General features: G+C 61.3%; 22 protein-coding genes. 9 read left to right on the forward strand and 13 right to left on the reverse strand.

Features of this window, described 5'->3' with window-relative positions:
• The first annotated feature begins 1 nt into the window (after window position 1).
• The 3 genes from LOY52_RS10385 (at window position 2) to LOY52_RS10395 (ending at window position 4361) form a co-directional block, all read left to right on the forward strand.
• A complete protein-coding gene (locus tag LOY52_RS10385; protein ID WP_258679380.1) occupies window positions 2-790 on the forward strand; it encodes a molecular chaperone in 789 nt (262 codons plus the stop codon).
• Between the two features lie 245 nt (window positions 791-1035).
• Window positions 1036-3393 carry a fimbria/pilus outer membrane usher protein gene (locus LOY52_RS10390; RefSeq protein ID WP_258679381.1) on the forward strand — a complete coding sequence of 786 codons (2358 nt, stop codon included), beginning with the start codon at window positions 1036-1038 and terminating at the stop codon, window positions 3391-3393.
• Window positions 3390-4361 carry a spore coat U domain-containing protein gene (locus tag LOY52_RS10395; protein ID WP_258679382.1) on the forward strand — a complete coding sequence of 324 codons (972 nt, stop codon included), beginning with the start codon at window positions 3390-3392 and terminating at the stop codon, window positions 4359-4361. Before LOY52_RS10390 ends, LOY52_RS10395 begins: the two co-directional genes overlap by 4 nt.
• 103 nt (window positions 4362-4464) lie before the next feature.
• On the opposite strand, the gene LOY52_RS10400 is transcribed toward LOY52_RS10395, so the two are convergent.
• Entirely contained in the window at window positions 4465-5220 is a 756-nt protein-coding gene (locus tag LOY52_RS10400) for an anti-sigma factor (protein WP_258679383.1), read from the reverse strand.
• Complete coding sequence (locus LOY52_RS10405) at window positions 5217-5723, reverse strand: RNA polymerase sigma factor (RefSeq protein WP_258679384.1); 507 nt, start codon at window positions 5721-5723, stop codon at window positions 5217-5219. The genes LOY52_RS10400 and LOY52_RS10405 overlap by 4 nt, the downstream gene beginning before the upstream one ends.
• Before the next feature lie 157 nt (window positions 5724-5880).
• On the opposite strand from LOY52_RS10405, the gene LOY52_RS10410 reads away from it, so the two are divergent.
• Together LOY52_RS10410 and LOY52_RS10415 are read left to right on the forward strand one after the other, a co-directional pair.
• Window positions 5881-6975, forward strand: coding sequence for a catalase family peroxidase (locus LOY52_RS10410; protein WP_258679385.1), 1095 nt, complete (start codon window positions 5881-5883; stop codon window positions 6973-6975).
• The gene (locus tag LOY52_RS10415; protein ID WP_258679386.1) at window positions 6972-7517 is read left to right on the forward strand and encodes a cytochrome b; all 546 of its coding nucleotides are present in this window, start codon (window positions 6972-6974) and stop codon (window positions 7515-7517) included. Before LOY52_RS10410 ends, LOY52_RS10415 begins: the two co-directional genes overlap by 4 nt.
• Here LOY52_RS10415 and LOY52_RS10420 read toward each other — a convergent pair.
• Both LOY52_RS10420 and LOY52_RS10425 read right to left on the reverse strand, forming a co-directional pair.
• Window positions 7514-8713 carry an MFS transporter gene (locus LOY52_RS10420; protein WP_258679388.1) on the reverse strand — a complete coding sequence of 400 codons (1200 nt, stop codon included), beginning with the start codon at window positions 8711-8713 and terminating at the stop codon, window positions 7514-7516. The genes LOY52_RS10415 and LOY52_RS10420 overlap by 4 nt on opposite strands.
• A gap of 149 nt (window positions 8714-8862) precedes the next feature.
• Complete coding sequence (locus LOY52_RS10425; RefSeq protein WP_258679389.1) at window positions 8863-10014, reverse strand: M14-type cytosolic carboxypeptidase; 1152 nt, start codon at window positions 10012-10014, stop codon at window positions 8863-8865.
• Here LOY52_RS10425 and LOY52_RS10430 point away from each other — a divergent pair.
• Window positions 9986-10276 (forward strand): hypothetical protein, encoded by a 291-nt coding sequence (locus tag LOY52_RS10430; RefSeq protein WP_258679391.1) that lies wholly within the window; start codon window positions 9986-9988, stop codon window positions 10274-10276. The genes LOY52_RS10425 and LOY52_RS10430 overlap by 29 nt on opposite strands.
• A gap of 219 nt (window positions 10277-10495) precedes the next feature.
• Here LOY52_RS10430 and LOY52_RS10435 read toward each other — a convergent pair whose 3' ends face one another.
• Complete coding sequence (locus LOY52_RS10435) at window positions 10496-10834, reverse strand: DUF6124 family protein (RefSeq protein WP_258679392.1); 339 nt, start codon at window positions 10832-10834, stop codon at window positions 10496-10498.
• 131 nt (window positions 10835-10965) lie between these two features.
• Between LOY52_RS10435 and LOY52_RS10440 the strand changes: the two genes are divergently transcribed.
• Entirely contained in the window at window positions 10966-11625 is a 660-nt protein-coding gene (locus LOY52_RS10440; RefSeq protein WP_096795671.1) for a LexA family transcriptional regulator, read from the forward strand.
• Between the two features lie 39 nt (window positions 11626-11664).
• Here the strand turns inward: LOY52_RS10440 and LOY52_RS10445 are convergent, their stop codons facing one another.
• The 4 genes from LOY52_RS10445 to LOY52_RS10460 all read right to left on the reverse strand — a co-directional run bounded on the left by LOY52_RS10445 (window position 11665) and on the right by LOY52_RS10460 (window position 17333).
• Entirely contained in the window at window positions 11665-13614 is a 1950-nt protein-coding gene (locus tag LOY52_RS10445) for an acetyl/propionyl/methylcrotonyl-CoA carboxylase subunit alpha (protein WP_258679393.1), read from the reverse strand.
• On the reverse strand, window positions 13614-14429 hold the full coding sequence (locus LOY52_RS10450; RefSeq protein ID WP_258679394.1) for a gamma-carboxygeranoyl-CoA hydratase: 816 nt from the start codon (window positions 14427-14429) through the stop codon (window positions 13614-13616). The genes LOY52_RS10445 and LOY52_RS10450 overlap by 1 nt, the downstream gene beginning before the upstream one ends.
• Before the next feature lie 120 nt (window positions 14430-14549).
• A complete protein-coding gene (locus LOY52_RS10455) occupies window positions 14550-16157 on the reverse strand; it encodes a carboxyl transferase domain-containing protein (protein ID WP_139054542.1) in 1608 nt (535 codons plus the stop codon).
• 12 nt (window positions 16158-16169) lie between these two features.
• Window positions 16170-17333, reverse strand: a complete 1164-nt coding sequence (locus LOY52_RS10460) for an isovaleryl-CoA dehydrogenase (protein WP_258679397.1) — start codon at window positions 17331-17333, stop codon at window positions 16170-16172.
• Window positions 17334-17630: 297 nt separating this feature from the next.
• On the opposite strand from LOY52_RS10460, the gene LOY52_RS10465 reads away from it, so the two are divergent.
• Window positions 17631-19325 carry an AMP-binding protein gene (locus LOY52_RS10465; protein WP_258679399.1) on the forward strand — a complete coding sequence of 565 codons (1695 nt, stop codon included), beginning with the start codon at window positions 17631-17633 and terminating at the stop codon, window positions 19323-19325.
• A 628-nt stretch (window positions 19326-19953) separates the two neighbouring features.
• Here the strand turns inward: LOY52_RS10465 and LOY52_RS10470 are convergent.
• The 3 genes from LOY52_RS10470 to LOY52_RS10480 all read right to left on the reverse strand — a co-directional run bounded on the left by LOY52_RS10470 (window position 19954) and on the right by LOY52_RS10480 (window position 22491).
• Window positions 19954-20853 carry a hydroxymethylglutaryl-CoA lyase gene (locus LOY52_RS10470; RefSeq protein WP_115985591.1) on the reverse strand — a complete coding sequence of 300 codons (900 nt, stop codon included), beginning with the start codon at window positions 20851-20853 and terminating at the stop codon, window positions 19954-19956.
• A gap of 150 nt (window positions 20854-21003) precedes the next feature.
• Window positions 21004-21405: a MerR family DNA-binding transcriptional regulator gene (locus tag LOY52_RS10475; protein WP_108592061.1), complete on the reverse strand. Its 402-nt coding sequence runs from the start codon at window positions 21403-21405 to the stop codon at window positions 21004-21006.
• Between the two features lie 150 nt (window positions 21406-21555).
• Window positions 21556-22491 (reverse strand): LysR family transcriptional regulator, encoded by a 936-nt coding sequence (locus LOY52_RS10480; protein WP_127652072.1) that lies wholly within the window; start codon window positions 22489-22491, stop codon window positions 21556-21558.
• 157 nt (window positions 22492-22648) lie between these two features.
• Here LOY52_RS10480 and LOY52_RS10485 point away from each other — a divergent pair, with 157 nt between their 5' ends.
• Complete coding sequence (locus tag LOY52_RS10485; RefSeq protein ID WP_258679400.1) at window positions 22649-23878, forward strand: acyl-CoA dehydrogenase; 1230 nt, start codon at window positions 22649-22651, stop codon at window positions 23876-23878.
• A gap of 130 nt (window positions 23879-24008) precedes the next feature.
• Here the strand turns inward: LOY52_RS10485 and LOY52_RS10490 are convergent, their stop codons facing one another.
• Window positions 24009-25343: a phosphate ABC transporter substrate-binding/OmpA family protein gene (locus LOY52_RS10490; protein ID WP_258679401.1), complete on the reverse strand. Its 1335-nt coding sequence runs from the start codon at window positions 25341-25343 to the stop codon at window positions 24009-24011.
• Between the last annotated feature and the right edge of the window lie 13 nt (window positions 25344-25356).

The following is a 25356-nucleotide window of genomic DNA, read 5'->3' on the forward strand; positions in this document are numbered from 1 at the left end:
CATGGGGGCAGTTACGTCTGGGCATTCGTTGTTGCAGGGCGCGTTGCTGGCGCTGGTCATGCTCGGGGCCGGCCATGCGCAGGCCGCCAGCTCGGTGCTGATCTGGCCGATCGATCCGGTGCTGGAGGCCGATCAACAGGCCAGTGCGCTATGGCTGGAAAACCGTGGCACGGAAACCGCCAACCTGCAGATCCGTGTGTTCGGCTGGAGCCAGAGCGGTTTTGCAGAGCAATACCAGAATCAGCGCGACGTGATCGGCAGCCCGCCGGTAGCGAAGATCGAGCCGGGGCAGAAGCAACTGGTGCGTCTGACCCGGACCAGGGACGTGCCGCCGGGGCAGGAACTGGCCTACCGGATCATTATCGACGAAATCCCTTCCGCCCAGCCGCCGGCTGCCGAGGGCGGCAAGACCGCCGCCGCGATCCGCTTTCAGATGCGCTATTCGGTGCCGTTGTTTGCTTACGGCGCGGGGCTGTGGAGCAAGGAAGACAGCAGCCGCCCGCGTGATCCCAAAGGTATCGGCGTGCCGCAGCTGAGCTGGCGCACGGTGGCGGTGGACGGTCGGCCCTATATCGAGGTGCGCAATCAGGGCGCGGTGCATGCGCGGCTGACCGATGTGGTGATCAAACAGGGCGGGCAGAGCAAACCATTGGCCGAAGGCCTGCTCGGTTATGTGCTGCCGGGAGCAGTGATGCGCTGGCCGGCATCGGGGCCGTTGGCCAGTGAGTCGGCGTTGCAGGTGCGGGTCAATGGCGGGGCGCAGGTGCAGAACATTGCGCCGGGACGCTGAAAAGGGAGCCAATGCCGAGTGGACTTTTGTGGCGAGGGAGCTTGCTCCCGCTGGGTTGGAAAGCAGCCCCAAGCCGTGTCAGGTAGTCCGCTTAAACGGTTCTGACGACGGCTGCGCCGCCGAGCGGGAGCAAGCTCCCTCGCCACAATGATTGCGTCGGGTCGTCAAAATTCCAGAGAAAGATAACTGGCTTTGGCAAGAGTGGCATCAGGAGGATCGAGTCCATTGACGGACGTAAAGCGTGTATGAGTCCGGGATGGGCTCGTCGTATTCAGCGTCCGTTGTGGCTCATGACCGGCGCGTGTTGCCTGATGTTCGTTGATCCATCGGGGGCCGGCGAACTGCCGCCACCGCCCAGCGGCATGGAGGCCGTAAGTGATGCACAGTTGTTTCTGGAGTTGGTGGTTAATCAGATGAACACCGGGCGGGTGGTGGCGGTGCAGCAGCGTGACGGCCATCTGTTTTTGCCGGCCATTGCACTGCGCGAAACCGGGATGAAATTGCCCGAGGGCAGCGCTGACGAAGTCGATCTCGACGGCCTGCCGGGACTGCACAGCGAATACGACAGTGTCGGCCAGCGCCTGCTGCTGGTGGTGCCACCGCAGTGGCTGCCGGATCAGTTCATCGGCAATCGCGAGAACTATCCGCGCACCCCGGCGCTGAGCAGTTTCGGCGCGTTGTTCAACTATGACCTGTACCTCAACGACACCGACGATGCCGGCACTTATCTGGCGGCGTGGAACGAGGTGCGGCTGTTCGACAGCTGGGGCACGTTGTCCAACACCGGGCAGTACCGGCGCACCTTGTCTGGGGATTCGGTCAGCACGCTGGACAACGGTTACCTGCGCTACGACACCACCTGGCGTTACTCCGACGACGAGCGAATGCTCACCTACGAAGGCGGGGACGTGGTCAGCGGCGCCTTGCCGTGGAGCAATTCGGTGCGTCTGGGCGGTGTGCAGTTCTCACGGGATTTTGCCGTGCGCCCGGATCTGGTGACTTATCCGTTGCCGCAGTTTGCCGGTGAGGCCGCGGTGCCGTCGTCGGTGGATCTGTTCATCAACGGCTACAAGTCGAGCAGCACCGACCTGCAACCGGGGCCGTATACCCTGACCAATATTCCCTTCATCAACGGCGCCGGGGAGGCGGTGGTGGTGACCACCGATGCGCTGGGGCGGCAGGTATCGACCACGGTACCGTTCTATGTCACCAGCAGTCTGCTGCAAAAAGGCCTGAGTGATTTCTCGGTGGCGGCCGGTACGTTGCGCCGCGATTACGGCTTGAAGGACTTCAGCTATGGCCCCGGCGTGAGCTCCGGCAGCCTGCGCTACGGTGTCAGCGACAGCTTCACCCTGGAAAGCCATGCCGAAGCGGCTGACTCGCTGACTCTCGGCGGCATCGGTGGCAATTGGCGTTTGGGCAATTTCGGCGTACTCAACAGCGCCATCAGTCAGAGCCGATTCGACGGCGACGGCGGCGAGCAGTTGAGTCTCGGTTATCAGTACAGCAGCCAGCGCTACAGTTTTTCCTGGCAGCGCCTGCAACGCCGCGATCAGTACGCCGACCTCAGCGTGATCGACAGCCCTTATATCAGCCTCAGCCGGCGCAGCGAGCAGGCGACCCTGAGCGTCAACCTCGAGCGCTGGGGCAGCCTCGGTGCCGGTTATTTCGACGTGCGCGCGGCGGACGATTCGCGCACGCGTCTGCTCAACCTGAGTTGGAGCAAACCGCTGTGGCGCAACAGCAGCTTCTATTTGTCGGCCAACCGCGAGATCGGCGACAGCAACTGGGCGGTGCAGGCGCAACTGGTGATCCCGTTCGATCTGCGCGGCAGCCTGGCGATCAGTAGCGAGCGCAGCAAAACCGGGCAGAGTCAGCAGCGGGTCAATTACAGCCGTTCGGTACCGACCGAGGGAGGGGTCGGTTTCAATCTGGGTTACGCCAAGGGAGATGGCCCCGATTATCGTCAGGCTGATGTGACCTGGCGTCTGCAATCGGTGCAGTTGCAGGCCGGGGTCTACGGCACGTCCGACGCCGAGACCCGATGGGCCGATGCCAGTGGCTCGCTGGTGTGGATGGACCGCCAGGTGTTCGCCGCCAATCGCATCGACGACGCGTTTGTGGTGGTCAGCACCGAGGGTTTCGCCGATATTCCGGTGCGCTACGAAAACCAGCAGGTCGGTCAGACCGATAAAAACGGGCACTTGCTGGTGCCGTGGAGCAGCGCGTACTACCGCGGCAAATACGAAATCGATCCGCTGAATCTGCCGGCCAACGTGCGCAGCCCCAACGTCGAACAACGCATCGCCGTGCGCCGTGGCAGCGGTTATTTGCTGGAGTTTCCTCTGACCCGGGTGATCGCCGCGAGCATCGTGCTGGTGGATGCGCAGCAACGCGAACTGCCATTGGGCGCGGGCGTGCTGCACGAGCAGAGTGGGGCGCGCACGGTGGTCGGCTGGGACGGGCTGGTCTATCTGGAAAACCTGCAGGCGCAGAACTCGTTGCAGGTGACGCTGGCCGACGGCAAAACCTGCAAGACGCAATTCGAAGTGGATATGCAGCAAAGCCAGGTACCGCTGATCGGCCCGTTGGTGTGCCAATGAGTGCGGCGCGGATCTGTCTGTGTCTGGCGTTGCTGCTGCCGGGGATGGCGCAGGCCTTGTGCTCGGTGGTCAGCACCACGCCGGCGGCGTTCGGTTCGATCAGTTCGATTGCCGTGCGCACCACGACGCAGCCCAGTTCCACGCTCAATGCAGGCTTGAGCTGCACCGGCTCACTGCTGTCATTGCTGACCAGCAACGATCATTTCTACGCCACCATCACCTCGACCCAGAGCGGCTTGCTCGGGCCGACTGGCGACGTCATTGGCTACACAATCTACGCCAACAACAGCACCAGCTACCCGGTGACTCGCGGCACCGCCTATGACTTCGCGCGTAACGGCATCATCGACGCCCTGGGGCTGCTCAACGGTACCACCCCCAAAACCGTGCCGCTGTATCTGGGCACGACCATTGGCAGCAACGTCGCCGCCGGGATTTATACGGAAACCCTGAGCATTTTCTGGAACTGGAATTACTGCTCCGGGATCGGTATCGGCAGTGTTTGTCTGGGGCGCGACATTAACAGCGGTACGGCGACATTGACGGTGAACCTGACGGTGTCCAACGACTGCACGATTACTGCGCCGAACATTGCCTTTGGCAGTGCACCGGTGATCAGCGCCTTTACCCCGGTGACCGGGCAGACCATCAATCTGGCCTGCACCAAGGGCAGCGCCTACACCGTCGGTTTGAGCGACGGGCAGAACCCGGTCAGTGTTGGCGGTCGGCGGCGGATGATTTCCGGGAGCAACTATCTGGCCTACGACATCTTCAAAAGTGCCGGCACCACCCGGTGGGGCAGCGTCGGCAGCGCGCGCCGGTCAAGCACCGATGCCGAGGTCAATCCGGGGAATGGCTTGGGTACGGGGAGCCAGATTTTCAATTACAACGCGAAGATCTACACCGACCAGACCACGCCGCCGGCGGGCACTTACCTGGACAATGTGGTGCTCGACGTAGGTTTCTGACCCAACACAGTCCCCTGTAGGAGCTGCGGCACGCTGCGATCTTTTGACCTTGATGTTAAAAATCAAAAGATCGCAGCGTGCCGCAGCTCCTACAGCGGGACTTTCAGAATTGCATTGATTGCTTCAGTTGTTTTGCCGCCGGCGAATCCGTCGGGCTGACCATCGCATAGTTGTACCCGTCACCGGACCAGTAATCGGCCTGCAGATCGCCGTCGCTGCGGCTGCCGCGTGGCAGGAAGGTGTTCTTCGGCCCCGGTGGTCGCACATAGAAACTGACCTTGTGGCCGCTGCGGTCCTCATACATGACCATCGCCGCCGGGCCTTCGTCGGTGCTGAGCAGGCGACCGCTGACCGGTTCGAAACCGGCGGATTTCAGATCAGGCAAGCGACTGGCCTGGGTGAAATAGCGGTCGAGCCAATGCTGCATGTCGCCGTCAGTGTCGACCTTGTAGTCCGCCGGCAAAATTCCCTGCTGGGCAATCAATCGATAGGCTTGCAAGGCATCGGTCATCGGTAGTGAGGATGAGCGCACGAGGGTCATTTCCCGCGCCTGCCAGCCACTGAAACCGCCGATGCCGACCGCGATCAATAACACCGCCGCGCTGGCCAGGTGACGACGCGACTGACGCTTGAGGCGCTGGCGAATCAGCGCCGGATCGAGCTCCGGGTTGGCCGGTTGCTGCAACGCACCACCCAAGGCTGCGCGCAACAACTGGGCGTCGTGCTGCCAGGCGCGCACCTGCGCGGCGGCTTCCGGGTGAGTGGCCAGCCAGGTGTCGACCAGACGCCGGTCGGCTTCGTTGAGTTGGTGATCGACGTACGCGTGCAGGTCGCGCTCGCTGGGGGGCATGCTGATCATTTGAGTATCCGCAAAGAAGGGCTGCTGATTTCGCCGTCGCTGAGTTGGCGCAAGGCCTGGCGGGCGCGGGACAGGCGCGACATCACGGTGCCGGTGGGGACGTCCAGAATTTCGGCGACTTCCTTGTAGCTCAGGCCTTCGACCGAGACCATCAGCAACAGCGCGCGTTGCTCGGTGGGCAGGCGATCGAAGGCTTGCAGGGTCGATTGGGCGATCACGGTGCGCTCGGTCGAGGGTTCGGCGTCGTCGCGACCGGTGAAGAATTCGAGCATCCGCGCATAACGACGGGAGCGTCGGTGGGCGTCGAGAAACTGCCGATAGAGGATCGCGAACAGCCACGCGCGCACGTCACCTTCGGCGCGTTTCGCACCCCAGCCGGACAGGGCCCGCTCGAGGCTGGCCTGCACCAGATCGTCGGCGCTGCTGCTGTTGCGGGTCAACGACACGGCAAAGCGGCGCAATCTGGGAATGATTTCTCTCAACTGTTCGTCGAATTCGCTCATGAATTTCTGCTAGTCACTACGCTGTGGACTAGGGAGACGTCTGCCGTTCGAGGTTATTCCACGTTCGGAAAAATAAATACCGGGCCATGGAATAAATCCCGACGGGGTGCGTCTTGCTGATTCTTCCTACTTGTGGCCGATGGCCCTGGAGTTATTCATGGTTGATCGCACTTCACCGCCGGGCAGGCCGCCGCGCCCGCCCTTGAGTACCGCGAGCACAGTGTTGCGCCTGACGGCGATTGCCGTGGTGGTTGCCGCAGTGGCCGGGGCGTTTGCCTACGTGCACGGTAACCTTGACCCACAACGTCTGACGCCCAAGGCGCTGGTCGATGTGCTGGAGAAAAACAACGGCGTGCATCCCGGGTTCCGGCGCAACCATGCCAAGGGCGTGTGCGTGATCGGGCATTTCGAGAGCAGTGGCGAGGCGCGGGCGTTCTCTTCGGCGCAGGTGTTCAATGAGGCGCAGACCCCGGTGGTCGGGCGTTTTGCATTGCCGGCGGGGAATCCCTACGCCCCGGACAGCAGTGTGCCGATCCGCAGTCTGGCGCTGCGTTTCACCCAGGCCAACGGTCAGCAATGGCGCACCGGGATGAACAGCATGCCGGTGTTTCCGGTCGGCACTCCCGAGGCGTTCTATCAATTGCAGCAGGCGCAGTCGCCGGACCCGGCCACGGGCAAACCGGATCCGTCGAAAGTGCCGGCATTCTTCGCCGCGCACCCGGAAGCCGTGCCGTTTCTGACGTGGGTGAAGACCGCCAAACCGTCGGCCAGCTATGCCACTGAAACCTACAACAGCGTGAATGCTTTCTATCTGGTCAACGCCAGTGGGCAGAAGCAGGCAGTGCGCTGGAGTGTCACGCCACTGGCGCGTGATGCCGCCGGAGCCCCGGCGCCGGAGGGCGCGGATTTTCTCGAGAAGGATCTGGTGCAGCGCCTGGCCGAGGGACCGTTGCGCTGGCAGTTGAACATCACCTTGGCCAACCCCGGTGATCCGGTGAACGATGCCAGCAAAACCTGGCCCGAGGGTCGCAAGGTAATCAACGCCGGCACGCTGGTGCTGGAGAAGACCCAGCCGCAGCTCAGCGGCGAATGCCGCGACATCAACTACGATCCGCTGGTACTGCCGGCCGGTATCGAAGGTTCCGACGACCCGCTGCTCGCCGCGCGTTCCGCCGGTTACGCCGACTCCTATCTGCGGCGCACCAGTGAAGTCAGCCAATTGCCCGCCGCCAGACAGGAGGCTCGCCCATGAGCACGCAACCGACTCATTTCGCGCTGTTGGCGCGGCTGCTGCATTGGCTGATGGCGCTGATGATCATCGCCATGTTGTTCATTGGCGCCGGCATGGTCACTTCGGTTTCACAGCGGCATGAGTGGCTGATTCATCTGCACAAACCGCTGGGGATTGCGATTCTGCTGCTGGTGGTCGTGCGTCTGTTGGTGCGGTTTTCCACTCGACAGCCGCCGCTGCCGGTCGATCTGCCGGGCTGGCAGGTGATGGCGGCCAAGGCTTCGCATGTGTTGTTGTACGCATTGATGCTGGTGCTGCCGCTGCTCGGTTGGGCGATGATCAGTGCGTCGGGGGAGCCGGTGATGCTCAGCAATGCCCTGCAATTGCCGTCGATCCTGCCGGCCGATGCGCAAGTGTTTGCCCTGCTGCGCAAGGCGCATGGCTATCTGGCGTACCTGTTGTTCCTGACTGTGCTGTTGCACCTGGCGGCGGCGCTGTTCCATGGTTGGGTGCGTCGCGACGAGGTGCTCGACAGCATGTTGCGCGGTCGCGGTCGCGATTAACCCGTCTGTGTGGCGCACCGCTGCGGTGCGCCACTTTTCAGAGTCAGCCACCAATAACCCAGCGCCACTGCGTTGATAGCGGCACCAAGCAGACACACGCCGGTCCAGCCGGCCCAGGCGTACATCGCCGTCGACGTAATCGAACCCAATGCACTGCCGATCGAATAGAACAGCATGTAGCCGGCGGTGAGGCGGCTTTGCGCTTCGGGGCGCACGCTGTAGATCATGCTCTGGCTGGTGACGTGCACGGCCTGCAAGCCCAGATCGAGGGTGATCACGCCTAGCAACAGCGCCCACAACGAGGACCGGGTGAGGGCGATCGGCAGCCACGAGGCGAGCATCAGCAGCAGCGACAGGCCACTGACCCATTGGCCGAGGCCGCGATCAGCCAGATGTCCGGCGCGCGCGGCGGCAAGTGCACCGGCGGCACCTGCCAACCCGAACAGGCCGATTTCACTGTGCGACAGCGACAGTGGCGGGGCGGCCAGCGGTAGCACCATCGGCGTCCACAGCACCATGGCGCTGGCAAAGGTCAGCAACGCGAGAATCGCCCGTTGTCGCAGCACCGGCTCTTGCCTGAACAGGCGGAACACCGAAGCGATCAGCGCGCCGTAACGGCTCGCCGGCTGCGCGGCTTCATCCTTGGGCAATACGCGCAACAGCAGCAGCGCCATCAACAGCGTCAGCCCCGCCGACAGCAGATAGATCGCACGCCAACCGGCCAGATCAGCCATGGCCCCGGCAACGGTGCGCGCGAGCAGAATGCCGACGACGATACCGCTGGTGACTACGCCGACCACCCGACCGCGTTGCGCCGGGATCGCCAGAGTCGCGGCGTACGCCACCAGCACTTGCGTCACCACCGCAAGCAAACCGGTCAGGGTCATGCCGATCAGCAACCACACGCTATTGGGTGCCAGCGCGATCATCAGCAGCGCGGCGGCCGAGAGCAGGGTCTGGGTGACGATCAACCGGCGTCGGTTGAGCAGGTCGCCGAGTGGCACCAGCAACACCAGACCGATGCCGTAGCCGATCTGCGTCAGGGTGATCACGATGCCGATGGTTGCCGGCGACATGGCGAAGGCCTCGGCCATGGCGTCCAGCAACGGCTGCGCGTAATACACATTGCCTACGGCCAGACCGCAGGCAATGGCGAACAGCAGTACCACGCTGCTTTTGAGAGGTTGAGATTGCATGCCCTGATTCCTTTTTGGGTTTCAAATTAAAACCAGAATCACGTTAAGCATTCTGGTTTTAATTTGCAACCTTGTTGGTCATGGCGTTTGATTGCGCAAAAAAAAGATCGCAGGCATAGCTGCGATCTTTGGGTGAAGCAGGGGAGGGATCAGCGCAGGGTATCGACCATGTCGGCGATGGTGGTCAGCACGTCCTTGCCCAACTGTTTCGAGCGCTTGCCGGACCAGCCCGTTTCCTTGTTTGGATGGGCATCGTGATCCTTGAACGGCATTTCCAGGGTCAGCGACAGGCAGTCGTATTTCTGGCCGACCGCGTTGCAGGCCAGGGTCATGTTGGCCTGGCCCGGTTCGTCGCGGGTGTAGCCATATTTGGTCTGGAAGTCTTTGGTGGTGTGCTTGAGGTGCGTGCGGAAATGCTCTTCGAGCTTCTCGATGCGCGGCGTGTAACCTGGGTTGCCTTCACAACCGGCGGTGAACACGTGGGGGATTTCCTCGTCACCGTGTACGTCGAGGAACAGATCGACGCCGTACTTTTCCATTTGCTGTTGTACGAAAAGGACTTCAGGGCTGATGTCCTGACTGGCGCTCTGCCAGGCGCGGTTCAAATCCTGGCCCATGGCGTTGGTGCGCAGGTGACCGTGGAAGGCGCCGTCCGGGTTCATGTTCGGCACCAGATACAGATCGGCGCTGGCGAGCAGCTTGTTCAGCACCGGGTCGTCGTGGCGTTCCAGGCGTTCGATCACGCCTTCCATGAACCATTCGGCCATGTGTTCGCCCGGGTGCTGTTGCGCGATGATCCAGATTTTGCGCTGGCCTTCGGCACCGCTGCCCTTGCGCAGCAGTTGAATGTCACGACCCTCGACGCTCTTGCCGGTGGCCAGCAGTTCGGTGCCGGCCTTGGTCAGCGCTTGCTCGATCAGCCAGTCGTGACGACCGCGGCTGTAGGGTTCGAAGTAGGCGAACCAGGCGTGAGTCTGCTCGGCTTCGAGGCAAAAGCGCAGGCTGTCGCCTTCGAAACTGGTGGGAATGCGGAACCAGTTGACGTGATCGTAGGAAGCGACGGCCTGATAGCCGGTCCAGGCTTTGTTGTAGGAGGATTGGCTGGCGTTGACCAGGCGAAACCAGTGTTCCTGATGAACATGCAGGCCGCTGGCCTTGAAGTGGAACCACTGGAAGTGAGCGCTACGGGTATCCGGGCGAATGGCCAGAACCGGGTTGAGCGGATTGGAGATGTCGATGACTTGGATGTTGCCGCTGTCGAAGTTGGCGCTGATGTCGAACGAAGATTTGGCCACGGTCATATCGGTTCCTGAATATGATTTTTATGGCAGCTACTTTACACGCAAGACTGAGGTGAAACCGAGGGAAATTGCGGCTTGCGGTGGGGGGGCGTCTTCCGTGACGCGCAAGCAGCTTAGAGACTGTGCGATTGATTCTCAAGTGCTAATTGTCATTAGTTTGCTCCAATCGGGCCGGGCTTTGCTTGCCAAGCGATATTCTTTTGATATTATCCGCGCCATCGAATTTGCAGCACCCAAAGACTTCATTAGCCTGAAGCCATAAGCCCGAAAAACGGGCAAAAAAAGACCCGGCATAAAGCCGGGTCAAAAACCGTGATTAGCCTGATGAGGAGATAGTCCAGAAGACCGACCTAAGGTCCCTGGTCCATCGACTGATCTCGCGACCAGCTGCTTGCAATAATAATCATTATCATTTGCAAGTCAAATGTTTTTATCTGCGCGATTGGAAAATTCTTTCCTGTCCGCCCGTTTCCCGTGTCTGTCAGAGCTGCTCGCCATCAATTGAATGGTCGACCATCGCTCGCGCCATATCCACCATATGCACCACCGAAAATGCCAGGTCGCGGCTCGCACCCTGCAGGTTTTCCGCTGCCTTGAAGGCGGTGGCGGCCGCGCAGCGCAACAGATCCGACGCGTGCACGAGGGCTTCTTCGCCGCTGAGATGGCGTTTCACATCGAAAAAACGTTCATCCACGTCAGGTTCTGAAACAGCTGGTTTCAAGTAATAGTCCAGTGCTCGCTGCGCTGCTGCGTTGCCCTGAGGCGAGGTGAACGTGGTGTCCATTTGCAGATCGGGCAAGTCTTTGCTGCTGATATTCATGGTGAAGGGTCACTCCTTGTTCGATTGAAAGTCCGTGCTTCCAGCATAGTACGATGCGTAGTTGTGACCAGAATTTAAATACTACAATATGTGTTTTGCCGGCCGAAGGCGGGGCAAGTAAGGTGCCGCACATGGATAAATGGATTGAGTTGGTCAAGGCCAAAATGAGTGAACTCAAAATCACTCAAACAGAGCTCGGAGAGCGCGTCGGCATGTCCCAGGGCGGGATCGGCCATTGGCTGAACAAACGTCGCGAGCCGGGCATCACGGAAATGAACCGCGTATTGCAGGCACTCGGGATGGACTTCCTGGAAGTTGTACTGGTGATTCGCGAGCCGCAGGAGACCGACGATGACGAGATGCCGCTGGCGCAGAAGTACAACCCGTACTTCCGCTATCCGGTCAGCGACTGGCACACGCCGTGCGAATCGCGCGAGAGCGCAACCGCCGCTTACGCCCCGACGCATGACAAGCAGCGCTTCGAACTGACGGACTATCACGCCCGTGGCGCAGCGTTCTGGCTGACCGTGACGGGAAACTCGATGACCGCACCTTCGGGCCAGAGCATCGCCGAAGGCATGCTCATCCTGGTGGATCCAGAGGTGGAAGCGCTGCCCGGCAAACTGGTGATCGCCCAGTGGCAGGGCTGCGATGAAGCGATCTTTCGCAAGCTCGACGAAGAGGGCGGCCAGCGTTATCTGGTACCGCTCAATCCGACCTGGCCCAAAGCCCTGTTCACCGATGAGTGCCGAATCATCGGCGTGGTGGTTCAGGCCACGGCGCGTTTCTAGTCAGATCGATCCTCGCTTTGCGTAGGATCGATCTCCCATTTACACAGCTTCCAATTCAACCAAAGCGCTGCCTTCGCCGACCATTTCGCCTTCCTGGCAATACAGCGCTTTGATCACTCCCGCATGGGGCGCGCGAATGCTGTGCTCCATCTTCATCGCCTCCAGCACCACCAGTTGCGCACCGGCCTCGACCGATTGACCGGCCTCCACCAACACCCGCACGATGCTGCCGTTCATAGGCGCAGTCAGACCGCCCTGATGGCTGTGGCTGGCGTCGACGGCGCTGATTGGGTCGAACATCTGAATACGCCGCAACTCGCCTTCCCATTGCAGGTACAGCGAATCGCCCTGACGAATGGCGCGCAAGGTGCGACGTACGCCATCGTGCTCGACGACCAATGCTTCATCCGACAGTTTGGCGTTGTCGGTGCTGCCCAAGGTCAACGCCCGATCCTGACCTTCGCAGCTCAAGTGCAAGGTGACTTCCGCCGGCAACCCTGCGCGCAACCCGCTGTTCAACGCCCACGGCGAACCCAGGTCATCCGCCCGAACAGCGCCCGGCAAACTTTGCGCGAAAGCCTGTGCTGCGGTCTGCCAGAACTCATCGCTCAGCTCACCCGGAGCGGGCAGCAGCGTTTCCTGATAACGCGGAATAAACCCGGTATCCAGCTCCGCAGCGGCAAACGCCGGATGTGCAATGATCCGCCGCAGGAAGTTGATGTTGGTCTTCAAACCGCCAATCGCGAACTCATCGAGCATGCTTAACAGCCGTAGGCGAGCCTGCTCGCGATCTTCGCCCCAGGCGATCAGCTTGCCGAGCATCGGGTCATAGAACGGCGAAATTTCATCGCCTTGCTCAACGCCGCTATCGACCCGACGCCCCGGTCCGGCGGCCGATTCACGGTAAAGCTCCAGACGTCCGGTGGCGGGCAGGAAATCATTCGACGGATCTTCGGCATACAGCCGCACTTCAATCGCATGGCCATTGAGCGGCACCTGATCCTGGGTAATCGGCAACGCTTCACCGCGCGCCACGCGAATCTGCCACGCCACCAGATCGAGGCCGGTGATCGCTTCGGTCACGGGATGCTCGACCTGCAGACGCGTGTTCATCTCCATGAAGAAGAATTCGCCGCGCGCATCGAGCAGAAACTCCACGGTGCCGGCACCGACGTAACCGATCGCCTGCGCCGAACGCACAGCCGCTTCGCCCATGGCCCGGCGCAGCTCCGGAGTCAGGCCCGGGGCCGGGGCTTCTTCGACGACCTTCTGGTGCCGGCGCTGGATTGAGCAATCGCGCTCGTTAAGGTACAGGCAGTTGCCGTGCTGGTCGGCGAACACCTGGATTTCCACGTGACGCGGTTTGAGCAGGTATTTCTCCACCAGCATCCGCGAATCGCCGAACGACGACTGCGCTTCACGTTGCGCCGAGGCCAGGGCTTCGGCCAGTTGGCTGACGTCCTCGACCACTTTCATGCCTTTGCCGCCGCCACCGGCCGTGGCCTTGAGCAGCACCGGATAGCCGATGCGTGCGCAGGCTTCGCGGAAGGTTTCGAGATCCTGCGCCTCGCCGTGATAGCCCGGCACCAGCGGCACACCGGCGGTTTCCATCAGCGCCTTGGCTGCAGATTTGCTGCCCATCGCGTCGATGGCCGAGGCGGGCGGGCCGAGGAAAATCAGCCCGGCCTGTTCAATGGCACGGGCGAAACCGGCGTTCTCCGACAGAAAGCCGTAACCCGGGTGAATCGCCTGCGCGCCGCTGGCCCTGGCCGCCGCGATCAGCTTGTCGATTTGCAGATAACTGTCAGCGGCTTTACTGCCGCCCAGATCAACGCGGATATCCGCTTCCCGGCTATGCCGCGCTTCGCGGTCAGTGGCGCTGTGCACGGCGACGGTGGTCAGGCCCAGCGCCTTGGCGGTGCGCATGACCCGGCAAGCGATCTCGCCACGGTTGGCCACCAGCAGGGTGGTGAGAACAGGTGCGCTCATCAACGCGGCTCCTTGGTGGTGGTTGCGGCTTGCCAGCTCGGTGTACGTTTTTGCAGAAAGGCGCGCAAGCCTTCCTGACCTTCAGGGCTGACGCGGATCCGGGCGATGGCGTTTTCGGTGTAGCGGCGCAGCGCCGGGGTCAGCGCACCATTGCCGACTTCGCGCAGCAGATCTTTGCTGGCGCGCATCGCGGCAGGGCTGTTGAGCAGCAGGTTGTCGATCCATTGCTCGACGGCTCGATCAAGCTCGGAGGCCGGGTAGCTCTCGGACAACAAACCGATTTCCCGCGCACGCTGTCCACCGAAGCGCTCGGCAGTCAGGGCATAACGACGTGCCGCACGTTCGCCGATGGCCTGCACCACGAACGGACTGATCACCGCCGGCGCCAGGCCGATGCGCACTTCCGACAGACAGAATTGCGCGTCATCGGCGCCAATCGCCATGTCGCAGCAACTGATCAACCCCAGCGCGCCGCCGAACGCCGCGCCTTGAACCACAGCCAGGGTCGGGATTTTCAGCTTGGCGAGGTTGTACATCAGCTCCGCCAATTCGCGGGCATCGTCGAGGTTGGTGTGGTAATCGAGTTCGGCCGACTGCTGCATCCACGCCAGATCGGCGCCGGCGCTGAAATGCTTGCCACGCCCGCGCACCAACAGGAAACGCAGGCTGGCGTCGCTGGCAACCTTGTCCAGCGCCAGAATCAGTTCGCGGATCATTTCGGCGTTGAACGCGTTGTTCTTTTCCGCACGGTTGAGCCACAGGGTGGCGAAACCCCGTGGGTCGCTCTGCAGTTCGAGGGTGTTAAAGTCGCTCATATTCTTCCGTCTCCACGGTTCTTGTGGGAGCGAGCCTGCTCGCGAAAGCGGTGTATCAGTCGAAGTATCCGGAGCTGACAGACCGTCTTCGCGAGCAGGCTCGCTCCCACAAAAAAAGCATCACATCCGGAACACGCCGAAGCGGCTCGGTTCGATAGGCGCGTTCAACGACGCGGACAAGGCCAGGGCCAGCACATCACGGGTCTGCGCCGGGTCGATGACGCCGTCGTCCCACAGCCGTGCGCTGGAATAGTAGGGATGACCCTGCTCTTCGTACTGATCGAGGATCGGTTGCTTGATCTCGGCTTCCTGCGCGGCGCTGAAGGCCTGGCCGCTGCGTTCGGCCTGCTCGCGCTTGACCTGCACCAGCACGCCCGCAGCCTGCTCGGCGCCCATCACGCCGATGCGCGCATTCGGCCACATCCACAGGAAGCGCGGATCGTACGCGCGGCCGCACATGCCGTAGTTACCGGCGCCGAAGCTGCCGCCGATGATCACGGTGAATTTCGGCACCTTGGCGCAGGCCACGGCGGTCACCAGTTTCGCGCCGTGCTTGGCGATGCCTCCGGCCTCGTACTTCTGGCCGACCATGAACCCGGTGATGTTCTGCAGGAACAGCAGCGGAATGCCGCGCTGGCAGGCCAGTTCGATGAAGTGCGCGCCTTTTTGCGCGGCTTCGGCGAAGAGGATGCCGTTGTTGGCGAGGATCGCGATCGGGTATCCATGCAGGTGCGCAAAACCGCAGACCAGGGTGGTGCCGAACAGCGCCTTGAACTCATCGAACACCGAACCGTCGACCAGCCGCGCAATCACTTCGCGCACGTCGAATGGCTGTTTGGCGTCGGCCGAAACCACGCCATATAACTCGTCGCTGGCGTACAGCGGCGCAATCGGCGTGCGCTGCTGCACTTCGCCGAGCTTGCGCCAGTTAAGGTTGGCGACGCTGCGGCGGGCGAGGGCGAGGGCGTGTTCGTCGCTCTCGGCGTAATGATCGGCGACCCCGGAAATCTTGCAGTGCACGTCGGCACCGCCAAGATCTTCAGCGCTGACCACTTCACCGGTCGCGGCTTTCACCAGCGGTGGGCCGGCGAGGAAAATCGTTGCCTGATTGCGCACCATGATCGCTTCGTCCGCCATCGCCGGCACATACGCGCCGCCAGCGGTGCAGGAGCCCATGACCACGGCGATCTGCGGAATGCCCATGGCGCTCATATTGGCCTGGTTGAAGAAGATCCGGCCGAAGTGCTCGCGATCCGGGAACACTTCGTCCTGACGCGGCAGGTTGGCGCCGCCGGAGTCCACCAGATAGATGCACGGCAGGCGGTTCTGCTGGGCGATGGTTTGCGCGCGCAGGTGTTTTTTCACGGTCAGCGGGTAGTACGAGCCACCTTTCACCGTCGCGTCGTTGGCGACGATCATGCACTCGACGCCTTCGACCCGGCCGATCCCGGCAATCACCCCGGCGGCCGGTACGTCTTCGCCATACACGGCGTGTGCGGCGAGCTGGCTGATCTCGAGAAACGGCGAGCCCGGATCGAGCAGGCGATTGATTCGCTCACGCGGCAGCAATTTACCGCGCGAGGTGTGTCGTTCCTGGGCTTTCGCGCCGCCACCCTGCGCCACTTGGGCGAGCAGGGTGTGCAGGGCGTCGACCTGTTCAAGCATCGCCGCGCTGTTGGCGGCGAACTCCGCTGAACGGGGGTTGAGCTGGGTATGCAGGATAGCCATGTGCAGCTCCGTTTAGCGGGTTTCGTTGAACAGTTCGCGGCCGATCAGCATGCGCCGGATCTCGCTGGTGCCGGCGCCGATTTCGTACAGTTTGGCGTCACGCAGCAGACGTCCGGCGGGGAATTCGTTGATGTAGCCGTTGCCGCCAAGAATCTGGATCGCGTCGAGGGCCATTTGCGTGGCGCGCTCGGCGGTGTAGAGGATCACCCCGGCGGCGTCCTTGCGCGTGGTTTCGCCGCGCTCGCAGGCCTGGGCCACCGCGTAAAGATAGGCGCGGCTGGCGTTGAGCTGGGTGTACATGTCGGCGACTTTGCCCTGGATCAGCTGGAATTCGCCGATGCTCTGGCCGAACTGCTTTCGATCGTGGATGTACGGCACGATCAGGTCCATGCACGACTGCATGATCCCGGTCGGGCCGCCGGACAGTACGACGCGCTCGTAATCGAGGCCACTCATCAGCACCTTCACGCCGCCGTTGAGCACACCGAGGATATTTTCTTCCGGCACTTCGACGTCATCGAAGAACAGCTCGCAAGTGTTGGAGCCGCGCATGCCGAGCTTGTCGAACTTGTTGCTGCGGCTGAAGCCTTTCCAGTCGCGCTCGACGATGAACGCGGTGATGCCGTGCGGGCCTTTTTCCAGGTCGGTTTTGGCGTAGATCACGTAGGTGTTGGCGTCAGGGCCGTTGGTGATCCAGGTTTTGCTGCCGTTGAGCACGAAGCGGTCGCCGCGCTTGTCGGCGCGCAGTTTCATCGAAACCACGTCGGAACCGGCGTTGGGTTCGCTCATGGCGAGGGCGCCGACGTGTTCGCCGCTGATCAGCTTCGGCAGGTATTGGCTTTTCTGTTCGTGATTGCCGTTGCGGTTGATCTGGTTGACGCAGAGGTTGGAGTGCGCGCCGTAGGACAGGGCCACCGAGGCCGAACCGCGGCTGATTTCTTCCATCGCCACCACGTGCGCCAGGTAACCCAGGCCCGCGCCGCCGTACTCTTCCGGCACGGTGATGCCGAGCAAGCCCATGTCCCCGAATTTGCGCCACATGTCGGCCGGGAACTGGTTGTCGCGGTCGATCTGCGCAGCGCGTGGGGCGATCTGATCAGCGACGAAGGACTGAACCTGATCGCGCAGCATGTCGATGGTTTCACCGAGGGCGAAGTTCAGGGATGGGTAGCTCATGGGTCACCTTTTGGCTTTTTTGTAGGTTGGGAGGGCGGTCGAACGGCTCTCACCTTTACGTTAACGTAAGCCTGTGGCGAATGACTGTCAATCACCCTTTACGTTAACGTCAACTTGAGCGAGAGTAAGAGTACCTCAGGATTGAAAGCGGACTTTCCCATGTGGGAGCGAGCTTGCTCGCGAAGGCGTCAGCTCAGTCGACACGGATGTTGAATCAGATGGCGTCTTCGCGAGCAAGCTCGCTCCCACAGGAATTAAATCCCGGTAAACCCACTAATAAAGACAATAGGGGTCGTCATGGATCAACCCAGTGCAAACCCGCAGCGCAGCTACACCCGTGGCTCACAGGACAAGGCCTTGCTGGCGATGACCATCGGGCAGAAGTTCGACCAGACGGTTGCGCAACACCCGCACGGCGAGGCGCTGGTCGTAAGGCATCAGCAGTTGCGTTACACCTGGCGGCAACTGGCCGACGCGGTGGATGTTCACGCCAGAGCCTTGCTGGCGCTGGGTTTGCAGGCCGGCGACCGGCTCGGCATCTGGGCGCCGAACTGCGCGCAGTGGTGCATCACGCAAATCGCCACGGCGAAGATCGGCGTGATCTTGGTCAACATCAACCCGGCCTACCGCAGTTCCGAACTGGAATACGTGCTCAAGCAGTCCGGTTGCCAGTGGCTGGTGTGCGCCGGCGCGTTCAAGTCCTCCAACTACCACGCCATGCTGCAAGGGCTGGTACCGGAACTTGCGGAGCAATCCATCGGCCAGTTGCGTAGCGAACGTCTGGCGGATTTGCGCGGGGTGATCAGCCTCGACGCACAGCCACCGGCGGGCTTCCTGCCGTGGTCGCAACTGGCCGATCTGGCGAGCAGTGTTCCGCCCGAACAGTTGCGTGAGCGCAGCGACAGCCTGCACTTCGATCAACCGGTGAACATCCAGTACACCTCCGGCACCACCGGTTTCCCCAAGGGCGCGACCCTCAGTCACTACAACATCCTCAACAACGGTTACATGGTCGGTGAAAGCATCGGCCTGACCCCGAGCGACCGGCTGGTGATCCCCGTGCCGCTGTATCACTGCTTCGGCATGGTCATGGGCAACCTCGGCTGCATCACCCACGCCAGCACCATGATCTACCCCAACGACGCGTTCGATCCGTTGTTGACCCTGCAAACCGTCGCTGAAGAAAAGGCCACCGGCCTGTACGGCGTACCAACCATGTTCATCGCCATGCTCGATCAGCCACAACGCGCCGAGTTCGAGCTGTCGAGCCTGCGCACCGGGATCATGGCCGGCGCAACCTGCCCGATCGAGGTGATGCGCCGGGTCATCAGCGAGATGCACATGAGCGAAGTGCAGATTGCCTACGGCATGACCGAAACCAGCCCGGTGTCGCTGCAGACCGGGCCAAATGATGAACTGGAATTACGCGTGACCACCGTCGGCCGCACCCAGCCACAACTGGAAAGCAAGATCATCGACGAGGCGGGCAACCTGGTGCCGCGCGGCACCATCGGCGAACTCTGCACTCGTGGTTACAGCGTGATGCTCGGTTACTGGAACAACCCGCAAGCCACGGCCGAAGCCATCGATGAGGCAGGCTGGATGCACACCGGCGATCTGGCGAGCATGAACGATGAGGGTTACGTGAACATCGCCGGGCGCAACAAGGACATGATCATTCGCGGTGGCGAGAATATTTATCCGCGTGAGCTGGAAGAGTTTTTCTTCACCCACCCGGCGGTGGCGGACGTGCAGGTGATCGGCATTCCGTGCTCGCGTTACGGTGAGGAGATTGTCGCCTGGATCAAATTCCATCCCTGCCACAGTGCCACCGAACAAGAGCTGCAAGCGTGGTGCAAGGAGCGCATCGCGCACTTCAAGACGCCGCGTCATTTCAAGTTCGTCGAAGAATTTCCGATGACGGTGACGGGCAAGATCCAGAAGTTTCGGATGCGTGAGATCAGTATCGAGGAGCTGAAGGCGCTGCATTGAAGATCAAAAGATCGCAGCCTGCGGCAGCTCCTACAGGGGATCGGTGTAGGAGCTGCCGCAGGCTGCGATCTTTTAAAAAACAGAAATCACAGAAAGCACAAAGGGGAGCCGAAGCTCCCCTTTAATTTTGTCGTCGCGTGCTCTTTCTTATTATTGAGGGGCGGTCTGTTGTTGTTTTTGGCAACCGTGGCCCTTTACCGCTGTTTTTGGCGACCCCCATCCGGGGTCAAGAGCAAACGTATTTTTTTGAGCGCTGATTTGCTTTCTCGTTAACGATCCAACCGATTCGGGAGCTACCTGAAGGTAGTTTTATTGTTCTCTGCCCGGTTGCGGGTCACTCCTGAGAGCACCCTGAAAAGCACACCTTCTCCAAAAAAATCTGTTAGCTGCGTCTCTGCCGTGTTGTTTTTGTTATGTCAGAGTCGGTACGTCTTATTTTTATTGGTTTGCTGCTTTTTATTCTTGTTATGCCATAGAGATAGCAGAAGCCGTGCCAACTTTTTAAATTCTTTTTAAATCAATGGCTTGTGATTTTTGAAAGATTTTTCCTTCAGGGCGAACCAGACAATTTGTTTCCGTGTTACTCGACTCCGCCCACGTTTCGGACACAGCGGTAACACCCTCGCCCTCACTGGGCGTTACGGGCCTTGGCCACGCGCGAACCGCTCGGGCGACCGAGCACTGCGCTGATCTGCTGACCCGCCGCAATCAGGGCGTCCAGGTCGATACCGGTCTCGATGCCCAAGCCGTTGAGCAGGTACACCACGTCTTCGGTGGCGACGTTACCGCTCGCGCCTTTGGCGTACGGGCAGCCGCCGAGGCCGGCGATAGAGCTGTCGAACACCGCGATGCCTTCCAGCAGGCTGGCATAGATGTTGGCCATCGCCTGGCCGTAGGTGTCGTGGAAGTGCCCGGCGAGTTTTTCCCGTGGCACTTGCGCCGACACCACTTCGAACAACCGCCGGGTCGCGCCGGCGGTGCCGGTGCCGATGGTGTCGCCGAGGGACACTTCGTAGCAGCCCATCGCATACAACTCGCGGGCGACCATCGCCACTTGTTCCGGCGCCACTTCGCCTTCATAAGGGCAGCCGAGCACACAGGACACGTAACCGCGCACGGTAACGCCGTGCTGTTTCGCGGCCTCCATGATCGGTGCGAAGCGCGCCAGGCTTTCGCTGATCGAGCAATTGATGTTGCGCTGCGAGAATGCCTCGGACGCCGCAGCGAACACCGCGACTTCTTTCACGCCCGCAGCCAGCGCGTCTTCAAAGCCGCGCAGGTTCGGTGCGAGTGCGCCATAGGTCACACCGGGCTTGCGCTGGATCTGCGCGAACACTTCGGCGGATCCGGCCATTTGCGGCACCCATTTCGGTGAGACGAAACTGCCGACTTCGATGTAAGCCAAACCGGCGGCGCTCAGGGCGTCGACCAGTTGCACCTTGTCAGCCACGCTGATCGGTTGGGCTTCGTTCTGCAGGCCATCGCGCGGGCCGACTTCGATCAGGCGTACTTGGGAGGGGAGGGACATGGGATTGACCTGTAATTATCTGAAGACTGCGGATGCCCCTTTGTGGGAGCGAGCTTGCTCGCGAAAGCGGTGTATCAGATACATATTTGTCGCCTGGGACTCCGCATTCGCGAGCAAGCTCGCTCCCACAGGGGGAGATGTTGCGTTCAATTACTGCGCTATCTGCTGACCCTTGAGCGTCTGCTCCAACGCCTGCACGCAGCGCTCTTCAGCGGTGTCGAGTTCCAGCTTCATCTGTTCGATGTCGAGCAGCTGCTGCTCGAGCTGTTCGCGGCGTTCGCTGATTTTCGCCAGCATGCTGTTGAGCTGTTTGGTGTTACCGCTGGACGGGTCATAGAGCTCGATCAGCTCGCGGCATTCGGCCAGCGAAAAGCCGATGCGCTTGCCGCGCAGGATCAGCTTCAGGCTGACCTTGTCGCGCGGTGAATAGATGCGTTCCTGGCCACGGCGCTCAGGGCTGAGCAGGCCTTGTTCTTCATAAAAGCGGATCGCCCGGGTGGTGATGTCCAGCTCGCGGGCGAGGTCGGAAATGCTGTAAGTCTGGCTGCTCATGAAAGCGCTCGGAAAAAGGTCTTGGCGCTAAGCTAATGGCGAGTTGACGTTTACGTCAAGCAAGAAAAAGATCGCAGCCTTCGGCAGCTCCTACAGGAAATGCATTCCAATTGTAGGAGCTGCCGAAGGCTGCGATCTTTTGATCTTTCCTCAAACTACCTGCTTGTCGAGCTTCTTCTCCTGCGCCGCCACCTGCTGGCACAACTCGATGATCTGCTCGCGCATCCAGCGATTGGCCGGGTCCTGGTCAGTGCTTTCATGCCAGTACAGGTGAGTCTCCAGCGGCGGCACGTCATTGACCGGCAGGTTGAACGCGTGCAAGTCATTACGCCGGGCAAAGCGCTCGGGCACCGTCATCACCATGTCGGTCTGCTGCATGACCTGCGACGCCATCAGGTAATGCTGCGAGCGCAGGGCGATCTTGCGCTGAATGCCCATTTTGCCCAGCGCCAGATCGACGTAGCCCAGACCGCTGCGGCGGCTGGAGATGTGAATATGAGTCAGCGAAAGGTAATCGTCGAGGCTGAGCTTTTCCTTGCCCGCCAGCGGGTGGCCCTTGCGCATCGCACAGACGTAACGGTCTTCCATCAGCTTGACGTGGCGCACCTGCGGGTCGGTGTTGAGCGGTGCATCCACGGCGAAGTCCAGACGTCCGGCGGCGAGTTCCTTGGTGGTTTCGCGGCGTTTCGACAGGAAGCTTTCGATGATCACCGTTGGCGCCAGACGCCGCAAACGCTGGAACAGCGGCGGCAGAATCACCGCCTCAGTGAGGTCGGTCATGCTGATGCGGTAAGTCTTCACCGCCTGAGCCGGGTTGAAGATCCGGCTTTCCTGCACCGACACCCGCAGTAGCGACAGCGCGTTGCGTACCGGGCCGATGATGTTCTGTGCCATCGGCGTCGGCACCATGCCCTGGGCGGTGCGCACGAACAGCGGATCGTTGAAGGTCTCGCGCAACCGCGCCAGCGCATTGGACACCGCCGGCTGGGTAATCCCGACAATCTGCCCGGCGCGGGTCAGGTTGGCTTCGGTGTAAATCGCGTCGAAGACGATGAAAAGGTTGAGGTCGACCTTACTCAGATTCATAACGCGGCTTCTCTTGTTCTAGGGGCTGACGATCAGCGGATCATATATCGGTGATGAATGTTTATACACGCCGAGAATAGGCTAGGTAAATTATCAGCGCTGTTCTAGCATCGATTGCATGATCTGAACAACCTCTGCCTAAAGAAGGTAATTGCTCATGGATTTCGCTTATTCGCCCAAGGTGCAAGAACTGCGTGAGCGCGTGACCGCGTTCATGGACACTTACGTTTACCCGGCCGAAGCCGTGTTCGAACGGCAGGTTGCCGAGGGTGATCGCTGGCAGCCGACCGCGATCATGGAACAGCTCAAGGCCAAGGCCAAGGCTGAAGGGCTGTGGAATCTGTTCCTGCCGGAATCGGAACTCGGCGCCGGGCTGACCAACCTTGAATACGCACCGCTGGCAGAAATCATGGGCCGCTCGCTGCTGGGGCCGGAGCCGTTCAACTGCTCGGCGCCGGACACCGGCAACATGGAAGTGCTGGTGCGCTACGCCAACGAAGAGCAGAAACAGCGCTGGCTCGAACCGCTGCTGCGCGGCGAGATCCGCTCGGCGTTCGCCATGACCGAACCGGACGTGGCCTCGTCCGACGCGACCAACATGGCCGCCCGCGCCGTGCGTGATGGCGACGAGTGGGTGATCAACGGCAAGAAATGGTGGACTTCCGGCGCCTGCGATCCGCGCTGCAAGATTGTGATCTTCATGGGCCTGAGCAACCCTGACGCACCGCGCCATGCGCAGCACTCGATGATCCTCGTGCCGGTCGACACCCCCGGGGTGAAAATCGTCCGCCCGCTGCCGGTGTTCGGCTACGACGATGCACCGCACGGTCACGCTGAAGTGCTGTTCGACAATGTGCGCGTGCCGTACGAAAACGTTCTGCTCGGCGAAGGTCGCGGCTTCGAAATCGCTCAAGGTCGCCTCGGCCCAGGACGGATTCACCACTGCATGCGGTCGATCGGCATGGCCGAACGCGCACTGGAACTGATGTGCAAACGTTCGGTGAGCCGTACCGCGTTCGGCAAACCGCTGGCGCGTCTGGGCGGTAACGTCGACAAGATCGCTGACTCGCGCATGGAAATCGACATGGCACGCCTGCTGACCCTGAAAGCGGCGTACATGATGGACACCGTCGGCAACAAAGTGGCCAAGAGCGAGATCGCGCAGATCAAGGTCGTCGCACCGAACGTGGCCCTGCGGGTGATTGACCGGGCGATCCAGATCCACGGCGGGGCCGGGGTCTCGAATGATTTCCCGCTGGCCTACATGTACGCCATGCAACGCACCCTGCGCCTGGCCGACGGCCCGGACGAAGTGCACCGCGCGGCGATCGGCAAGTTCGAGATCGGCAAGTATGTGCCGAAGGAAATGCTGCGCAGCGGTCATTAAGACCGCGTCGCCGGCTTCGCGAGCAGGCTCGCTCCCACATTAAACCGCATTCCAAATGGAAGAACGCGATCACTGTGGGAGCGAGCCTGCTCGCGAAGGGGCCAGCCCATTCAGTCCATCAACATCAGGCTCAGTACACCCAAACCTCAACCCGCCGATTCTTGATCCTGCCTTCATCCGCACTGTTTGCCGCCACCGGCATCAACGCGCCAAACCCGCGTACCTCGCGCATCACCACGCCGTTCTTCACCAGTTCGCGACGCACCGCCATCGCCCGCAGTTTCGACAGCAGATCGGCGCGGGCCGGATCGTCTTTCTCATCGCCAAACCCCACCAGCGTCACCGCGCGCTCGGTCTTGTCGTGGCGCTGTATATAGTCGAGCACGCGCGCCAGATCCTGCCGCGCCTTGTTGTCGAGGCTGGCGCTGCCTTCCTCGAAGCGGAAGTTCACCGTCAGACGCTGGGCGTGGCGGCTGAGGGATTGATAACCCTCGGGCATCAGCGCATTCGGCGTGACGGTCATCGCGTGTACGGTCTGGCTGATGAAGCCGTTGGCCGCGACAATCTTCTGGCCCTGTGGGCTTTGCGCAAACGCCACCAATGCCGATGCCCACGGATTCTGGTTGCCGGGCGGCAGATAAAAGAACAGGCGCCGGGACAGCGGATAGTCCTCAGTGGCAATCAGACTATTGAGCGGCAACATCGATTGCGATGCGCCGTCGGCAATCGCCACGGCTTTGGCCTGGCGCACATAAGGCAGACCGATGAAACCGATACCCTGCGGATCACTGCTCACCGCGTCGGACAATTGCTCGCTGGATTCGAAACGTTTCGCAGTGGAACTCAGACTTTTCCCACGCCGACCCAACACCAATTCCTTGAACGTGTCGTAGGTGCCGGACTGATCATCCCGCGCATATAAATGAATCGCACCGCCGCGACCGCCGAGGTCTTCCCAGGTTTTCACCTCACCGCTGAAGATCCGCGCCAGTTGCTCGGTGTCCAGTTGCTGCAGTGGGTTACCTGGGTGAAGGATGATCGCCAGGCCGTCGATGGCAATCACCTGCTCGGCGGCGGCGCTTTTCAGATCGCCGAGCGCTTGCAGGCTGAGCAGTTCGCTGTCCTTGATCGGGCGGGAAGAGGCGGCGAGATCGGCGCTGGCACTTTTCAGCGCGGTGAAACCGGTGCTGGAACCGTGGGCGGCGACTTCAATTACCACCCGTTTGCCTTGGGCAGTCTGGCCGACGACGTGTTGTTCGTTGGCGGCGTCGGGGTTCTCGCGGTGGACTTTGAGCAGCCCTTGCTCTTGCAGAAAACCTTCAGCCAACGCCGGGCCGAGATCGGCGCCAATGGTGTTGGAACCCTGAATGCGCAATGCCGGGCCGTTTTCAGGGATGGGCAGGGTGGCGGCACTGACCGTCAGCCATGCACTCGACAGAAAAGCGAACAGAACACGCAGGGTCATGCCGGCACCGAAT

The organism is Pseudomonas sp. B21-051 (genome assembly GCF_024748795.1).
In the GTDB taxonomy this organism is placed as follows: Bacteria; Pseudomonadota; Gammaproteobacteria; order Pseudomonadales; family Pseudomonadaceae; genus Aquipseudomonas; species Aquipseudomonas putida_A.

What these genes read in the sequence shown, in the direction of transcription:
- LOY52_RS10385 (WP_258679380.1), top strand. Translation starts at nt 2, where the DNA reads ATGGGGGCAGTTACGTCTGGGCATTCGTTGTTGCAGGGCGCGTTGCTG.
- LOY52_RS10390 (WP_258679381.1), top strand. Translation starts at nt 1,036, where the DNA reads ATGAGTCCGGGATGGGCTCGTCGTATTCAGCGTCCGTTGTGGCTCATG.
- LOY52_RS10395 (WP_258679382.1), top strand. Translation starts at nt 3,390, where the DNA reads ATGAGTGCGGCGCGGATCTGTCTGTGTCTGGCGTTGCTGCTGCCGGGG.
- LOY52_RS10400 (WP_258679383.1), bottom strand. Translation starts at nt 5,220, where the DNA reads ATGATCAGCATGCCCCCCAGCGAGCGCGACCTGCACGCGTACGTCGAT.
- LOY52_RS10405 (WP_258679384.1), bottom strand. Translation starts at nt 5,723, where the DNA reads ATGAGCGAATTCGACGAACAGTTGAGAGAAATCATTCCCAGATTGCGC.
- LOY52_RS10410 (WP_258679385.1), top strand. Translation starts at nt 5,881, where the DNA reads ATGGTTGATCGCACTTCACCGCCGGGCAGGCCGCCGCGCCCGCCCTTG.
- LOY52_RS10415 (WP_258679386.1), top strand. Translation starts at nt 6,972, where the DNA reads ATGAGCACGCAACCGACTCATTTCGCGCTGTTGGCGCGGCTGCTGCAT.
- LOY52_RS10420 (WP_258679388.1), bottom strand. Translation starts at nt 8,713, where the DNA reads ATGCAATCTCAACCTCTCAAAAGCAGCGTGGTACTGCTGTTCGCCATT.
- LOY52_RS10430 (WP_258679391.1), top strand. Translation starts at nt 9,986, where the DNA reads ATGTCGAACGAAGATTTGGCCACGGTCATATCGGTTCCTGAATATGAT.
- LOY52_RS10425 (WP_258679389.1), bottom strand. Translation starts at nt 10,014, where the DNA reads ATGACCGTGGCCAAATCTTCGTTCGACATCAGCGCCAACTTCGACAGC.
- LOY52_RS10435 (WP_258679392.1), bottom strand. Translation starts at nt 10,834, where the DNA reads ATGAATATCAGCAGCAAAGACTTGCCCGATCTGCAAATGGACACCACG.
- LOY52_RS10440 (WP_096795671.1), top strand. Translation starts at nt 10,966, where the DNA reads ATGGATAAATGGATTGAGTTGGTCAAGGCCAAAATGAGTGAACTCAAA.
- LOY52_RS10445 (WP_258679393.1), bottom strand. Translation starts at nt 13,614, where the DNA reads ATGAGCGCACCTGTTCTCACCACCCTGCTGGTGGCCAACCGTGGCGAG.
- LOY52_RS10450 (WP_258679394.1), bottom strand. Translation starts at nt 14,429, where the DNA reads ATGAGCGACTTTAACACCCTCGAACTGCAGAGCGACCCACGGGGTTTC.
- LOY52_RS10455 (WP_139054542.1), bottom strand. Translation starts at nt 16,157, where the DNA reads ATGGCTATCCTGCATACCCAGCTCAACCCCCGTTCAGCGGAGTTCGCC.
- LOY52_RS10460 (WP_258679397.1), bottom strand. Translation starts at nt 17,333, where the DNA reads ATGAGCTACCCATCCCTGAACTTCGCCCTCGGTGAAACCATCGACATG.
- LOY52_RS10465 (WP_258679399.1), top strand. Translation starts at nt 17,631, where the DNA reads ATGGATCAACCCAGTGCAAACCCGCAGCGCAGCTACACCCGTGGCTCA.
- LOY52_RS10470 (WP_115985591.1), bottom strand. Translation starts at nt 20,853, where the DNA reads ATGTCCCTCCCCTCCCAAGTACGCCTGATCGAAGTCGGCCCGCGCGAT.
- LOY52_RS10475 (WP_108592061.1), bottom strand. Translation starts at nt 21,405, where the DNA reads ATGAGCAGCCAGACTTACAGCATTTCCGACCTCGCCCGCGAGCTGGAC.
- LOY52_RS10480 (WP_127652072.1), bottom strand. Translation starts at nt 22,491, where the DNA reads ATGAATCTGAGTAAGGTCGACCTCAACCTTTTCATCGTCTTCGACGCG.
- LOY52_RS10485 (WP_258679400.1), top strand. Translation starts at nt 22,649, where the DNA reads ATGGATTTCGCTTATTCGCCCAAGGTGCAAGAACTGCGTGAGCGCGTG.
- LOY52_RS10490 (WP_258679401.1), bottom strand. Translation starts at nt 25,343, where the DNA reads ATGACCCTGCGTGTTCTGTTCGCTTTTCTGTCGAGTGCATGGCTGACG.